This is a genomic window from Bacteroides mediterraneensis (assembly GCF_025993685.1).
Classification (GTDB): Bacteria; Bacteroidota; Bacteroidia; order Bacteroidales; family Bacteroidaceae; genus Phocaeicola; species Phocaeicola mediterraneensis_A.
Window position 1 is genome coordinate 159755 of sequence record NZ_DAJPEN010000001.1, and the last position, 14341, is coordinate 174095.

Annotated in this window: 12 protein-coding genes; 6 read left to right on the forward strand and 6 right to left on the reverse strand. The window is 50.8% G+C overall.

Annotation, left to right across the window (positions count from 1 at the left end):
* Positions 1-57: 57 nt before the first annotated feature.
* Genes OIM59_RS00640 through OIM59_RS00650 form a run of 3 tightly spaced genes read left to right on the forward strand, consistent with a single transcriptional unit; the run spans position 58 to position 3581 of the window.
* Positions 58-2202 (forward strand): cation:proton antiporter, encoded by a 2145-nt coding sequence (locus OIM59_RS00640; protein ID WP_177865563.1) that lies wholly within the window; start codon positions 58-60, stop codon positions 2200-2202.
* Positions 2199-2924, forward strand: coding sequence for a tRNA threonylcarbamoyladenosine dehydratase (locus OIM59_RS00645; RefSeq protein WP_303894263.1), 726 nt, complete (start codon positions 2199-2201; stop codon positions 2922-2924). The genes OIM59_RS00640 and OIM59_RS00645 overlap by 4 nt, the downstream gene beginning before the upstream one ends.
* A gap of 6 nt (positions 2925-2930) precedes the next feature.
* Positions 2931-3581, forward strand: a complete 651-nt coding sequence (locus OIM59_RS00650; protein WP_303894266.1) for an ABC transporter ATP-binding protein — start codon at positions 2931-2933, stop codon at positions 3579-3581.
* A gap of 70 nt (positions 3582-3651) precedes the next feature.
* On the opposite strand, the gene OIM59_RS00655 is transcribed toward OIM59_RS00650, so the two are convergent.
* Positions 3652-4473, reverse strand: a complete 822-nt coding sequence (locus OIM59_RS00655) for an endonuclease/exonuclease/phosphatase family protein (protein ID WP_303898125.1) — start codon at positions 4471-4473, stop codon at positions 3652-3654.
* A gap of 214 nt (positions 4474-4687) precedes the next feature.
* Here OIM59_RS00655 and OIM59_RS00660 point away from each other — a divergent pair, with 214 nt between their 5' ends.
* Complete coding sequence (locus tag OIM59_RS00660) at positions 4688-5524, forward strand: S1 RNA-binding domain-containing protein (RefSeq protein ID WP_072541677.1); 837 nt, start codon at positions 4688-4690, stop codon at positions 5522-5524.
* A 70-nt stretch (positions 5525-5594) separates the two neighbouring features.
* On the opposite strand, the gene OIM59_RS00665 is transcribed toward OIM59_RS00660, so the two are convergent.
* The 3 genes from OIM59_RS00665 to OIM59_RS00675 form a co-directional block, all read right to left on the reverse strand.
* Positions 5595-6500, reverse strand: coding sequence for a hypothetical protein (locus OIM59_RS00665; RefSeq protein WP_303894270.1), 906 nt, complete (start codon positions 6498-6500; stop codon positions 5595-5597).
* 146 nt (positions 6501-6646) lie between these two features.
* The gene (locus tag OIM59_RS00670; protein WP_072541678.1) at positions 6647-7645 is read right to left on the reverse strand and encodes a DUF4435 domain-containing protein; all 999 of its coding nucleotides are present in this window, start codon (positions 7643-7645) and stop codon (positions 6647-6649) included.
* 13 nt (positions 7646-7658) lie between these two features.
* Complete coding sequence (locus OIM59_RS00675; RefSeq protein ID WP_299169861.1) at positions 7659-8483, reverse strand: AAA family ATPase; 825 nt, start codon at positions 8481-8483, stop codon at positions 7659-7661.
* 164 nt (positions 8484-8647) lie between these two features.
* On the opposite strand from OIM59_RS00675, the gene OIM59_RS00680 reads away from it, so the two are divergent.
* Together OIM59_RS00680 and OIM59_RS00685 are read left to right on the forward strand one after the other, a co-directional pair.
* A complete protein-coding gene (locus tag OIM59_RS00680) occupies positions 8648-10540 on the forward strand; it encodes an AAA domain-containing protein (RefSeq protein WP_303894274.1) in 1893 nt (630 codons plus the stop codon).
* A 78-nt stretch (positions 10541-10618) separates the two neighbouring features.
* Positions 10619-12217: an aspartate:alanine exchanger family transporter gene (locus OIM59_RS00685; protein ID WP_148330908.1), complete on the forward strand. Its 1599-nt coding sequence runs from the start codon at positions 10619-10621 to the stop codon at positions 12215-12217.
* 509 nt (positions 12218-12726) lie between these two features.
* Here the strand turns inward: OIM59_RS00685 and OIM59_RS00690 are convergent.
* Both OIM59_RS00690 and OIM59_RS00695 read right to left on the reverse strand, forming a co-directional pair.
* On the reverse strand, positions 12727-13095 hold the full coding sequence (locus OIM59_RS00690; RefSeq protein ID WP_072541681.1) for a thioesterase family protein: 369 nt from the start codon (positions 13093-13095) through the stop codon (positions 12727-12729).
* 7 nt (positions 13096-13102) lie between these two features.
* Positions 13103-14317 carry a mechanosensitive ion channel family protein gene (locus tag OIM59_RS00695; protein ID WP_299169853.1) on the reverse strand — a complete coding sequence of 405 codons (1215 nt, stop codon included), beginning with the start codon at positions 14315-14317 and terminating at the stop codon, positions 13103-13105.
* Between the last annotated feature and the right edge of the window lie 24 nt (positions 14318-14341).

Genomic DNA, 14341 nt, shown 5'->3' on the forward strand with positions numbered 1-14341 from the left:
AATGCGGAACTTTTTTCGTATTTTTGTCCATAAATTTAAAACAGACCGCTCATTTATATGGAAGAATTGTTAGATTTGTTTCATTTCGATATAGATTTTCCCATTACTGACCCGACCTGGATTTTTTTCTTGGTTTTGGTTATCATTTTGTTTGCACCGATTGTGCTGGAACGTTTGCGCATTCCGCACATCATCGGCATGATTCTGGCGGGTATCGTGATTGGGGAACATGGGTTCAACATCCTGGCCCGTGACAGCAGTTTTGAACTTTTTGGTAAGGTGGGATTATATTACATCATGTTTCTGGCCGGTCTGGAAATGAACATGGAGGATTTCAAGAGTATCCGCATGAAGGCAACCGTGCTGGGATTGCTGGCGTTTATTATCCCGCTGGGTATCGGAGTGTGGACAAACCAGCATCTGCTGGGATATGGCTTGATTACTTCCGTACTGTTGGCCAGTATGTATGCCTCGCACACCTTGATTGCCTATCCGATTGTGATTCGTTATGGCATCAACCGTCAGCGGGCGGTAAGTATTGCGGTGGGAGGTACGGCGGTGACGGATACGCTGACGTTGCTGGTGCTGGCCGTGATTTCCGGTATGTACAAAGGAGAGACATCGGATATGTTCTGGATTTGGCTGGTGCTGAAGGTGATAGTGGTGAGTGCTGTCATCATGCTGACTTTCCCTCGCATCGGACGCTGGTTTTTCCGTCGTTACAGTGACCAGGTGGTACAGTATATCTTTGTGATGGCCATGGTGTTCCTGGGAGCGGGACTGATGGAGTGGGTCGGTATGGAAGGTATTTTGGGTGCTTTCTTGGCCGGATTGGTCTTGAACCGTCTGATTCCGCATGTGTCTCCGCTGATGAGTCACCTGGAATTCGTGGGGAATGCCTTGTTTATCCCGTATTTCCTGATTGGGGTGGGCATGCTCATCAATGTCAATGTGCTTTTCGGACATATCGATTCCCTCAAGGTGGCTTCGGTGATGATTGTGGTAGCCTTGCTGGGGAAATGGATTGCCTCTTGGCTGACACAGAAGATTTACCGCATGAAGCCGGTGGAAAGGGAACTGATGTTCGGCTTGAGCAATGCACAGGCGGCAGCTACTCTGGCTGCGGTGCTGGTGGGCTACAACATTATTCTGCCTTCGGGTGAACGTCTGCTCAATGAGGATGTGCTCAACGGCACGATTTTGTTGATTCTGGTGACTTGTGTGGTCAGTTCGTTCATCACGGAGCATGCGGCCAAACGGATTGCGATGGATGATGCGGAGCTGGACGAAGAGAAGGAGCAGAAAAAGGAACGTATTCTGATACCGGTGGCCAATCCGGATACCTTGGAGAGGTTGATGCAGTTGGCCTTGGTGGTGCGCGATGAGAAACGTACGGACAATCTGGTCGCACTGAATGTGATTAATGACAACAATGACTCGGTGCGTCTGGAGATGCGGGGCAAGCGGAGCCTGGAAAGGGCGGCGCAGATTGCGGCTTCGGCCAATGTCCCGCTGAAAACGGTTTCTCGTTTCGATTTGAACATTGCGACGGGGATTCTGCACACGGCTAAAGAAACGGAATCGACAACGATTGTTATCGGTTTGCATAACAAGTCTAATCTGGTAGACTCTTTCTTTGGGAATCTGACGGAGGACTTGCTGAAAAATACTTATCAGCAGGTGATGATTGCCCGTTTTCAGATGCCGGTAAACACGTTGCGGCGTATCATTGTGGCCGTGCCTCCCAAGTCGGAATTTGAGCATGGCTTTGTGAAGTGGATTACGCACCTGTGCCGGATGAGCAGTCAGCTGGGATGTCGCTTGCATTTCTTTGCGCATCCGCAGACATTGGGCTACATCAAGGGATATATCCAGAAAAAGCATAAGGATGTGATGACGGAGTTCCAGGAACTGGACAACTGGGACGACCTGCTGATTATTACCGGGCAGGTGAATTATGATCATTTGCTGGTGATTGTAAGTTCCCGAAGGGGTTCTATCTCGTATGACTCTTCTTTTGAACGCTTGCCGATGCAGGTTTCCAAGTATTTCAATAATAACAGCATCATGTTGTTGTATCCTGACCAGAAAGGCGACCCGAATGAAACACTGAGCTTTGCCGACCCGCGCGGATGGGCCGAAACGCAGTATTATGACAAGGTGGGCAACTGGTTTTATAAATGGTTTAAGAAAGATTCATGAACGAAAATAAGAATATAGAATGGCAGCAGCGTACGGAACTGTTGCTGGGAAAAGAAAAAATGGACCGCTTGCGGAACGCACATGTGCTGGTCGTTGGCTTGGGCGGTGTAGGTGCCTACGCGGCAGAGATGATTTGCCGTGCCGGAGTGGGGCGGATGACAATTGTGGATGCGGATACGGTGCAGCCTAGTAACATCAACCGTCAGTTGCCTGCCACTCATTCCGTAATTGGCCGACCGAAGGCGGAGGTATTGGCAGCCCGTTTCCGGGACATCAACCCGGAACTGGATTTGACGGTACTGCCGGTCTATCTGAAGGATGAGGCGATTCCGCAGCTGTTGGACAGTGCTTCGTTCGATTTTGTGGTGGATGCCATTGATACGGTGGCTCCCAAGTGTTACCTGATTTATCATGCGCTTCAGCGGGGGCTGAAAATTGTCAGCAGCATGGGAGCCGGAGCCAAACGCGATATTACGCAGGTACGTTTTGCCGATTTGTGGGAAACATATCACTGTGGACTGAGCAAGGCGGTACGGAAGCGTTTGCAGAAGATGGGCATGAAGCGGAAGCTGCCGGTGGTGTTCAGCACGGAACAGGCGGATGCCAATGCGGTGATATTGGTGGACAACGAGCAGAACAAGAAGTCAACGGCGGGTACGGTGAGCTACATGCCGGCTGTGTTTGGCTGTTATCTGGCTGAATATGTGATTCGTAAATTGTAGGAACGTATGATACAATTAGAAGGTATAACCAAGAACTTTGGTTCATTGCAGGTACTGAAGGGAATAGACCTTGAAATAGCCAAAGGTGAAGTGGTAAGCATCGTAGGGCCCAGTGGGGCCGGAAAGACGACTCTGTTGCAGATAATGGGTACGCTGGACAAGCCCGATAGTGGACGGATTGTGTTGAATGGGACGGAGGTGAATCGGCTGAAGGAGAAGGAACTGTCTGCTTTCCGGAACCGGGAAATCGGTTTTGTATTTCAGTTTCATCAATTGCTGCCTGAGTTTACGGCAGTGGAGAATGTGATGATGCCTGCATTGATTCAGGGAAAGCCGATGGGTACGGCCCGGAAAGAAGCGTTGGATATTCTGGCGTTTCTAGGTCTGTCGGAACGTGGCAGTCATAAACCGGCGGAGCTGTCGGGAGGAGAGAAGCAGCGGGTGGCAGTGGCCCGGGCCTTGGTCAATCATCCGGCGGTTATTCTGGCCGATGAACCTTCGGGAAGTTTGGATACGCAGAACAAGGGCGAGTTGCATCAGCTGTTCTTCGATTTGCGCGACAAACTAGGACAGACTTTTGTTATCGTAACGCACGATGAGGAACTGGCCACTCAAACCGACCGTACCATTCATCTGGTAGACGGACGTATCGTATAAGATAAAAAATCCCGTCCAGGTAAAGAGGTGTACCGGAGGACGGGATGTATTTTTCTCAGTTTATTAGTCTTTAGAAAGAAAGGTGTACGATTTCCGGGTTGTGGTCGGAAAGGAATTTCTTTGATTCCCGGTTTTCTTCAGGAATGTAGCTGCGCTGTACTTCTATTTGAGGAGTGACAAATATGAAGTCAATTTTCTCACACGAATCGGCCGGGATGCGTCCGAAGTCATGGAAGGTATAGCGGGCACCTTCTTGTTGGAGAGCTGTCTTATGCGCATCCTTCAGTACGAAGCTGTTGCCGGTGATGGTCTGGTAGGCTTCCGACTGGTCGGATACGTTGAAGTCTCCGGTAACTACGGCGGGCTGGTCGCCTACAATTTCTTTTATTTTTTCAATAATCAGCAAGGCGCCTTTTTTACGGGCTTCTGTTCCCACATGGTCAAAGTGCGTATTGATAGCCATAAAGATTTTTCCGTTGGTTTTGTCTTTCAGCTTGGCCCAGGTGGCAATACGGGTACAGGCACCGTCCCATCCGATGAATCCCACACTATCGGGATATTGTGACAGCCAGAAAGTGTTGTTGTCCAATAATTCAAAACGGTCTTTTTTATAGAACAGAGGGGCATATTCGCCTTGTGTCTTTCCGTCTTCTCGGCCTACGCCGATTTCGGCATATTCAGGCAGACGGGCTTTCAGGTCTTCAAGCTGGTGGTGCAGGACTTCTTGCATACCTACGATGTCTAGATTGTGTGCCTTGATGAAACTGGCTACGGTGTCCTTTCTGTATGTCCAGCTGTTCAGGCTGTCGTAGGGATTGTCGTAGCGGATGTTGAAGGTGCTCCATGTGATTTCACTGGATGGTTGGGGAGATTGGCATAAAGCGGTGTTCATGCATAAAGAGAGTCCCAGAAAACTTACTAAAATAGTGTAGAGTTTCATAGATATAAAGTTTAATGATATATGTTTTTCCTATAAAACAAGTTATGGTGGCTTACCACTTACTTTGCGGTGTAAAAATAAAAATATTTTTAGTTTTTCTTTATAGGAAAGGCTGTGTGAGTATATGAGTTTTTTATGCTATCTTTGGCGGAAATAAAGAGTTGTTATGAGTCATATAAAATTAGGAAAATATAATCAGCTGGAAGTGGTGAAGGAAGTGGACTTCGGCGTGTACCTCAATGGAGATGAAGACGGCGAAATTCTGCTTCCGAAACGGTATGTGCCCGAAGGTACCAAACCGGGTGATGTGTTGAACGTGTTCATCTACCTCGACATGGAGGAAAGGCTGGTGGCTACCACCTTGCAGCCGTATGTGCAGGTGGGTGAGTTTGCTTGTCTGGAAGTGGCATGGGTGAACCAGTTCGGGGCTTTCTTGAACTGGGGACTGATGAAGGACTTGTTCGTACCTTTCCGCGAGCAGAAAATGAAGATGCAGAAGGGAAAGCGTTATGTGGTGTATGTACACTTGGACGAGGAAAGCTACCGTATCGTGGCTTCAGCGAAAGTGGAGCATTTCTTGTCGACCGAAAAGCCGGATTACCAGCCGGGTCAGGAAGTGGAAGTACTGGTATGGCAGCGCACGGAGCTGGGATATAAGGTGATTGTGGAAAACAAGTTCAGCGGTATGCTGTACCACAATGAGATTTTCCAGCCTTTGGAAGTCGGCATGCGGCTGACGGCGTTTATCAAGCAGGTACGTCCGGATGGAAAGATTGACCTGGTATTGCAGAAGGCTGGTGCCCGGAAGGTGGATGATTTTTCGGAGGTGCTGTGGCAATATATCAAGGACAACGACGGATTCACTCCGCTGAACGACAAGACAGATGCGGAAGTGATTTACCACACGTTTGGGGTAAGCAAGAAGACTTTCAAGAAAGCGGTCGGCGATTTGTATAAGAAACGTCGCATTGTATTGGAAGAAGACGGCATACATTTGGCTTGAGTCAATCCATCTAAAATAAAAAGTGCTGAAGTTTCTGGAGAAAGTTCCGGAGGGCTTCAGCACTTTGTATTTATAGACGCTTAGAGAGAGATTTTCGGTCGTGGTCTGCTTCCTTTTTCTGGTTCTGTCGGGAGCGGCTTTGTCCGGGTTTTACCGTAGTACCTTTGTTCGGCTTTGCCTGAGGGCGGGTGGCCGGCCGTCTTTGTGGAGCGGCTTCAGGTCTTCGCTGTGGTTGGTTTTCTGGCCTTTTTTGTGGACGTGCTTCCGGACGGGCCTGAGGCCGGTTGTTGGGCTTTTGTACAGGTCGGTATTCCGGTCTGCCGTTTGCCACGGGTTGGTGTCCCGGGCGGGGAGCCGGTGTCCAGTGATTGTCTTTAGGTGGGCGATTCCCCGGTTTTGGTCTGGCAAAATCCTTGGGACGCAGCTGGGGACTGATATGGCACGGACGGCTGTACACCGGATGGCGATAGCGTATCGGATAGTTTCTCCGGTAGAAGCTGGCACCGCCGAAATGGGCCCGGCAGTGTCCTCCCCGGTAGGTCAGGTAGTGGCGGGGCGGACCGAAGTAAAAATAGTTCCGGTTGGGATATACTTGATAAATACGGAGGTAGCACACGCTGTTGAGGGCATAAATGGGGCGGAAGAAGTATTCTATTCCCATGAAGCGTACATATTCCGCATTGGAAAGTACCCAGCGGAGGTCATCGTTGCGTTCGTCCAGGTAGCGGTAGTAGGCATCCAGGGCGTGGCTGTCGGCTATGGCGATGCCTGAAAGGTAAGGACCTACGTTGTTCAGGAAATCGTAGTTGATTTCATACAGGTCGTTGTATTGGTCGGTGCTCAGATGCAGTTCGAAGGCCATGCGGTCGGTCAGGAAGCGTGCGTTGATTCGGAAATCTCCGAGGCCGGAGGCGCGACCGGACAAGGCGGTCAGGCAGAAGGCCAGTAAGCAGAGGAAAAATGTCTTTGTTTTCATAAGCGTTGTCTTTACCGGCTGAATGTGATTCCTTCAGCTTTTTGTTATGTGACAAAATTAGCAGAAGAAAAAGCGCGGGTCAAGATGAAAACGCCCATTCTTTGATAGGGTTTTCCCTATCTTGTATAGGAATTTCGCCGTTTGGCTTACCGGATAATCTTGAGGAATTTCTCGATGTCTCTCCGAATCATCTGATAAAGAGGCGAGTGAGTATAGAAGTTGTTCCGGTGGATGACGACTTCCACACCCACCTGGCTCCGCTGGTAGCTGGTCAGTTCGTTGTGCAGCTGCATGTCGTGAAGGGCCAGGTCGTGAATCTGCTGTTCCCGTTCCCGGCGCAGCACGGTGCATACGGGGATTAACAGGCGCAGCACCACGTTGTCCATGATGTGATGGCCTTGGATGAACATATAGGTGTTGTCGGGATGTACACCGAGCTGTTCGAATTCTTTTTTCATGTCTTCAATCTCTCCCAAGGCATCAGGGTGACGGTGTTCCAGGTCGTGCAGTTTCCGGTTGACTTTTTTTGCCATGTTTTCCAGGCTCCGTTCCGGATGGTGGGTGCTGACCTGGTCCAGCTTGACGTACGAACAGAAATCCAGCAGGGAGAATTCGGAAAGGATGTGCCGGCGGTAGAACCACACCGACCAGATGAACAGCGGATAAGCAATCTGGGAATACAGTTTCATGAACTCCACAAAGTTGATGAGCTTGTGGTCGTTCAGGGTAGCCATGACACAGACCTCGTGCAGCCCTTCCGCGTAGCAATGATAGTTTTCGATGGCGTAAGCGTAGGTTTGCATCACGTAGGGACTTTCGATGATGTATTGGGAAGTATGGGTACGTCCTTGCAGGAGATAGTCGTAATCGCTGTCCACACAGGCAATCATGTTCTCGCCCAGTTGTTTCCCGAGCTGGTTCATCAGTACGGTTTTCTTGCCTTTGGCCAACGACGTCTGGGAAGGCAGCATCACTTCGAAGTAACGGGTGTTGTCTTCGTATTCCGAGAGGATGGTTCTCCAGAAAGAAATATCGTCGTAGCTTTCTACATAAGCCACGATTTTTCTTCTCGCACGTTTGGGCTTGAGGCTGTTGGCCGCTCCAATGTACAGGGAAGAAAGGTTCTCAGTCAGTCTTTTTCCCATACGGCTACTTTTTTTAACGGGTTGTAATGTCACTCACTTCGGTCACAGCATCCATCCAGCCGTTCATGATGAGGGCTGGAGAGTGGGTGGTCAGGATGATTTGTACGTTCGGATTCAGGCTCCGGATGAGAGAAATGAGGCGCTGCTGCCATTCCACGTGAAGGGAGATTTCCGGTTCGTCCATGAAAAGGGTACACGACTGGTTGTCCTGCACCAGCACGGTGAGCAGGATGACCAGCATCTGCTTTTCGCCGGAAGACAGCTGGTAGGGCGTCAGGATATCGCCGTCCTGTTCAAATAGGATTTCGTTGTTCTGGCGGAGGATTTTCTTTCCGGTCTCACTGAACAAATCGTCCATCAGGTCCTGGAAATGCGTCTTCGGTCGGGAGATATCGGCCGCCTTCGCCTGGTTCTCCGGTTTTCCGCTCGTCAGCAGAGAGATAATACGGTTGCCGATGTTCACCTGATAGTCCAGGTAGCGTCGCTGGAGCAGATAAAGCTGCCAGTCGAGCTCTGTCTTCACGTTCTGGTTTCCGATTTTATCCAGCAGTCCGGAGCTGAGCAGCGGACGGTCGAAACTGCGTATCACATCGAAGTGGATGTAGGTGGCATCTTCCGGATAGAAGGTGAACGATACTCCTTCATGCACTCCGTTGCTGAGGGCACCGCCTTCCAGGTCGCTCAGGCGGCGTACGGAGTTGTTCAGAATCGTGCTTTTCCCGATACCGTTCACTCCGCTCAGGATGTTGACGTCCGGGCGTAAATCCCAGGCAATGTTTTTCCGGCCCCATAAGCCTTTAATCTCAATGCGCTTGATGTATTCAGCTTGTTTCTTCATGGCTGTCTTTGTTTACACGTCAAACAAAAATAGCAATTTATCGGGAATAAATCAATGGGGAGCCGGTTCTTTTTTCAAAAACCTCGTAACTTTGCAGAAATTAGAGGGAAAGAGGGCTTCCACACGAGCGTGAAACTTGACCTCTGTAAGCTGAAGAATAGGAAATGAAGAAAGAAAATACAGTCATCCAATCGCCGGTGTTGTACTTGCAGCATCAGTATGAGCTGTTGAAGCTGGAGTATGAATATGAGAAAGCGCAGTTCAAGCAGCAGACCGAACTGATGGGCATCGGACGGAAAATCAAGCGAGGCATGTGCTGGTATCCCTTGTCGTTGGGAAGAAGTTATTACAACGCCTTGAACCAGCTGGTCATCGAGGTGGAACGGAAAGAGGACAAGGAGATTGAGCATCTGTTCGAGTATGGGCGTCCGGTGTGTTTCTTTACGCAGGACTTGTCGGGCAAACTGACCTACCTGAACTTTGTGGCCACGGTGAATTATGTGGAGGAAGACCGCATGGTGGTGATTCTGCCGGATGCCAATGCGTTGCTGGCTTTGCAGAGCAAGGAAGTGCTGGGGGTACAGCTGTATTTCGACGAGACCAGCTACCGGCTGATGTTCGAGGCGCTCAAGCAGGTTCTCAGTGCGAAGAACAACCGTCTGTCGGAACTGAGGGATATTTTTCACGGCACACAGCCCGTGTCCACCTTCTCGTTTCAGCCGGTGCGTTTCCCGTGGTTGAATCCCACGCAGGAAGGGGCGGTCAACAAGGTGTTGCATGCCAAGGATGTGGCCATTGTACACGGCCCTCCCGGAACGGGAAAGACGACCACGTTGGTGGAAGCCATTTATGAAACCCTCCACCGGGAAAATCAGGTGCTGGTCTGCGCACAGAGCAACATGGCCGTCGACTGGATCAGTGAGAAGCTGGTCGATCGGGGCGTGAGTGTGCTGCGCATCGGAAATCCCAGCCGGGTAAACGACAAGATGCTGTCGTTCACCTATGAGCGGCGTTTTGAGGCCCATCCGGATTACCCCCAGCTGTGGAGTATCCGCAAGGCCGTGCGCGAACTGTACGCCCGCAGCCGGAAAGGGACCGACCGGGAGAGCATCCGGCAAAAAATCAATTCGCTGAAAGACCGGGCCACGGAACTGGAAATCCGCATCAACGAAGCTTTGTTCAGTGAGGCAAGGGTGATTGCCTGCACGCTGGTGGGAAGCGCCAACCGTCTGCTGATGGGGCAGAAGTTCGGAACGGTATTCATTGACGAGGCGGCACAGGCGTTGGAAGCGGCCTGCTGGATTCCGTTGCGGAAAGCCGACCGGGTGATTCTGGCCGGCGACCATTGCCAGTTGCCGCCTACGGTGAAATGTCCGGAGGCCCTGCGTGCCGGACTGGGGCATACGCTGATGCAGTGCATTGTGAAGAACAAGCCGGAGGTGGTGTCGCTGTTGAAGGTACAGTACCGTATGAACGACGAAATCATGCGCTTCTCGTCCGACTGGTTTTACGGGGGCATGCTTCGTTCGGCTCCCGAAGTGAAATACCGCAGCATCCTGGACTTCGATACTCCGATAGAGTGGGTCAATACCGAGGGGATGGATTGCAACGAGGAGTTCGTGGGCGAAAACTACGGACGCATCAATAAGCCGGAGGCGGAACTGTCCATCGGGCAGTTGAAGGAATACATCACGAAAATCGGCCGGGAGCGTTTCCTGGAAGAACGCATCGACGTGGGACTGATTTCGCCGTACAAGGCGCAGGTGCAGTACCTCCGCCAGCTGGTCAAGAAAGATGCGTTCTTCAAGCCCTACCGTTCTCTGATAACCATTAATACGGTGGATGGTTTCCAAGGGCAGGAACGCGACGTCATCCTCATCAGTCTGGTACGGGCCAACGAAGACGGACAGATTGGTTTCCTGAACGATTTGCGCCGTATGAACGTGGCCATCACGCGGGCCCGCATGAAACTCATCATTCTGGGGGATGCCTCCACGTTGACCAAACATCCCTTTTATAAGAAGCTTTACGAGTATATCGGCAGTCTGCGGGAGTGAATTCGGAAATCGGGAGAAGGATATTCGCAAAATTTGCTTATCTTTATCCCGATTTTATTCACACTATTCTAATTTTTTATGTTGACAGACTTACTGCAAACTTCGTATTTTGCAATTTTCTTGATTGTAGCCTTGGGCTTTATGCTCGGACGTATCAAAGTGATGGGGTTGTCGCTCGATGTGTCTGCCGTGATTTTTATCGCCCTTGCTTTCGGGCATTGGGGCGTGTCTATTCCAAAGGAACTGGGAACCTTCGGGTTGGTGCTGTTCATTTTCACCATCGGCATCCAGGCCGGACCGGGTTTCTTTCATTCTTTCCGGAGCAAAGGAAAGACCTTGATTCTGATTACCTTGCTGATTGTGGCTTCTGCCTGTCTGACGGGGGTGGCCATGAAGTATCTTTTCGATATCGATACGCCCAGTATCGTGGGACTGATTGCGGGGGCGCTGACCAGTACGCCGGGCTTGGCGGTGGCCATCGACAGCACGCAGTCGCCGCTGGCTTCCATTGCCTACGGTATCGCCTATCCGTTTGGAGTGATTGGGGTGATTTTATTCGTGAAACTGCTTCCCAAGCTGATGCGCATCGACTTGAACGAAGAGGCCCGGCGTTTGGAAAAGGAACGGCGCAGCCAGTTTCCGGAACTGAACACCTGCCTGTTCCGGGTGACCAATCCTACCGTTTTCAACCGTACCCTGATTCAGTTGAATATCCGGGCCATGACGGGGGCCGTGATTTCGCGTTTGAAGCGGGGCGATGAGATTTTGATTCCGAAAGCCCATACCGTGTTGCAGGAAGGCGACCACATCCAGGCGGTGGGCAGTGAGGATTCCCTGAAGAATCTGGCCCTGATGCTGGGCGAACGGGAGGAAGGAGAACTTCCACTGAGCCATACGCAGAGTATTGAATCCTTGTTGCTGACCAAGAAAGACATGATTAACAAGCAGCTGGGTGAACTCAACTTGCAGAAGAACTTTGGTTGTACGGTAACCCGCGTCCGCCGAAGCGGTATCGATTTGTCTCCCTCGCCGGAACTGGCCCTGAAGTTTGGCGACAAACTGATGGTGGTGGGCGAAAAGGAAGGGATACAAGGAGTGGCCCGGTTGCTGGGGAATGACGTGAAACGCCTTTCGGATACTGATTTCTTCCCTATTGCCATGGGTATTGTGCTGGGTGTGCTGTTCGGTAAACTGCATATCTCCTTTGGAGGAGGGATGACCTTCTCTCCGGGACTGACCGGCGGCGTGCTGATGATGGCGTTGTTCCTGAGTGCCATTGGCAAGACGGGACCGATTATCTGGTCCATGTCGGGACCGGCCAACCAGCTGTTGCGTCAGTTGGGCTTGCTGCTGTTCCTGGCCGAAGTGGGTACGTCTGCCGGAAAGACCTTGGTGGCTACCTTCCAGGAGAGCGGTTTCCTGCTTTTCGGGGTAGGTGCTTTGATTACCTTGGTACCGATGCTGCTAGCGGCTGTCGTGGGACGGCTGGTGTTTAAGGTCAGTTTGCTCGATTTGCTGGGCACCATCACCGGCGGCATGACCAGTACCCCGGGACTTGCGGCAGCCGATTCCATGACCGACAGTAACATACCGGGAGTAGCTTACGCTACAGTATATCCCATTGCCATGGTGTTCCTGATTCTGTTTATTCAGTTGATTGCACTGGCAGTAATATAGTATTTGAGAAGGCTGTTTTGCCTTCGGTGAGGAAATCCTGAAAGTCTGCATCTGTAAAGAGGGCGGCTTTCAGGATTTTTTTGTCGCATCCGGCGGATACTTTCAGATGCTCTTGAGATAAAGTTCAGATGTCTTGCTGGATACTTCTTTTTGTCCTGAATAATTCTCTGTCTCACACTGCGGGATTTGTATCCCACACTGTGAAATATATATCCCACACTGTGGTTTTTGTATCCCACAGTGTGGGACAGAGAAATTATCCAGAAGTTTTTGAAAATATACAAGGAGAAACGGAAGTTTTTACCGGAGTAAATTTTACTTGTCACCGGGGAAGATGAATCCTGAGTTTGGAACAAATTAGGATAAATCCAGATAAAAAAAGAATATGCGAAGGAATATGGGGCGGATGCCCGTAAACTGTATCAGATAGGAGCGGTATTCTCTTCGGAAACGGGCACAATAGAGGAGTGGATAGTCAGATGACGACTTATCCACTTCGATTCTTTGGGTTATAGTTTGCTCAAAAAACGTTCCCGGTCCACGATATATCGGATGTGGGTACCTTCTCCGACCAGTCCCTTGCGGTCGGAAGCACTTACCTTGAAGGTCAGTTTCCGGCCTTCTACTTCGGTAAGTTCCGCGGTGGCGGTAACTTCCTCTCCCAAACCGGAGGGTTTGAGGTGCGTGGTCTGTATCATAGCACCTACAGTGGTGGAGCCTTCCGGAAGAGCCGGTTGGACGGCATGCATGGCCGCATTTTCCATTAAAGCCACCAAGGCGGGAGTGGCAAAAACTTCCATGTCGCCCGAGCCGAGTGCCAAGGCGGTGTTAGTGGAATTTACCTGTACGGTACTGCTGTATGTAAGTCCTGTTTCCATTGTTCTTTTATTTTGAAGTGATAAATTCATTTTTATCATTGGGTTGAAAGTCGGTTCCGGCAGGGCGCTGGAAGATGTGCAACCCGAATTCCGGTACCATGGCAATCAGGTGGTCGAAGAGTTCACCTTGCAAGGTTTCGTAGGGAATCCAGTCGGGCGTATTCGAGAAGCAATACACTTCCACAGGGATGCCTTCGGTGGTAGGTTGCAGCTGGCGGACCATCTGCATCAGGTCGTGGTTTACGTCGGGATGGCTGCAGATGTATTTGAGGGCATATTCCCGGAACACGTGCAGGTTGACCGGTGGTTCGCTGCCTTCTGCGGGGGCACTTATCCATCCTTTTTCCGTGAAGCGGGCCACTTCTTCCGGGGTACAGAAATGTACGGTGGTCATATCAATGAACAGTGAACGCTTGATGCGTCGTCCGCCGCTTTCGCGCATGCCCCGCCAGTTCTGGAAGGAGTCGCTGACCAGGGCGTAGGGAGGGATGGTCGTGATGGTCTTGTCGAAGTTCTGCACCTTGACCGTAGTCAGCGAGACTTCCACCACGTATCCGTCGGCCCCGTATTTGGTCATGGTAATCCAGTCGCCCGGACGCAGCATGTCGTTGGCCGAAAGCTGTACGCCGGCCACCAGTCCCAGAATACTGTCCTTGAATATCAACATCAGGATGGCGGCCGAGGCACCGAGTCCGGTCAGGATGGCCGTGGCATTCTGGTCAATCAGGATGCTGATAATCAGAATGATTCCAATACCGATGGCTACCAGGTTAATCATCTGGTAAATACCTTTGAGCGGACGGTTTTTCAACGCCTCGTGTTCGCTGGAAATCTCATACAGCGAGTCCAGAAAACATTTAATCAGCATGAGGGCGGTGATGATGAGGCAAATCAGACTGATTTTGAGTAGGATCTGAAGAAGATAGGCCGAGGAATCGTTGAAGGCGAAGGGGAGCAGGATGTACCAGATAATAGGAGGAATCATCCGGCAGAAAGAGGTCATCATCTTGTCGTTAAACAGATAGTCGTCCCAGGTAGCCTTGGTGCGGGCCGTGATTTTCCGTACAGCCGGCATAATCAGGTGGCGGAACACCAGGGTGGTGAGGTAGGATATCAATAAAATAGCTAAAATAAGCACCACTTGGGTGCTCCAGCTGAGGTCGTTCTTTTCAATGCCGGTCTGCTGGAGAAATTGTGCGATTTCTTGATTCAGTGTATTCATATTTGCAGCGTTTTTTATCTTTTC

Bases quoted from the DNA above. Each gene is read 5' to 3' on its own strand.
- OIM59_RS00660 (WP_072541677.1), top strand. From the start codon at position 4,688: ATGAGTCATATAAAATTAGGAAAATATAATCAGCTGGAAGTGGTGAAG.
- OIM59_RS00655 (WP_303898125.1), bottom strand. From the start codon at position 4,473: ATGAACACCGCTTTATGCCAATCTCCCCAACCATCCAGTGAAATCACA.
- OIM59_RS00695 (WP_299169853.1), bottom strand. From the start codon at position 14,317: ATGAATACACTGAATCAAGAAATCGCACAATTTCTCCAGCAGACCGGC.
- OIM59_RS00670 (WP_072541678.1), bottom strand. From the start codon at position 7,645: ATGGGAAAAAGACTGACTGAGAACCTTTCTTCCCTGTACATTGGAGCG.
- OIM59_RS00675 (WP_299169861.1), bottom strand. From the start codon at position 8,483: ATGAAGAAACAAGCTGAATACATCAAGCGCATTGAGATTAAAGGCTTA.
- OIM59_RS00685 (WP_148330908.1), top strand. From the start codon at position 10,619: ATGTTGACAGACTTACTGCAAACTTCGTATTTTGCAATTTTCTTGATT.
- OIM59_RS00690 (WP_072541681.1), bottom strand. From the start codon at position 13,095: ATGGAAACAGGACTTACATACAGCAGTACCGTACAGGTAAATTCCACT.
- OIM59_RS00680 (WP_303894274.1), top strand. From the start codon at position 8,648: ATGAAGAAAGAAAATACAGTCATCCAATCGCCGGTGTTGTACTTGCAG.
- OIM59_RS00640 (WP_177865563.1), top strand. From the start codon at position 58: ATGGAAGAATTGTTAGATTTGTTTCATTTCGATATAGATTTTCCCATT.
- OIM59_RS00645 (WP_303894263.1), top strand. From the start codon at position 2,199: ATGAACGAAAATAAGAATATAGAATGGCAGCAGCGTACGGAACTGTTG.
- OIM59_RS00665 (WP_303894270.1), bottom strand. From the start codon at position 6,500: ATGAAAACAAAGACATTTTTCCTCTGCTTACTGGCCTTCTGCCTGACC.
- OIM59_RS00650 (WP_303894266.1), top strand. From the start codon at position 2,931: ATGATACAATTAGAAGGTATAACCAAGAACTTTGGTTCATTGCAGGTA.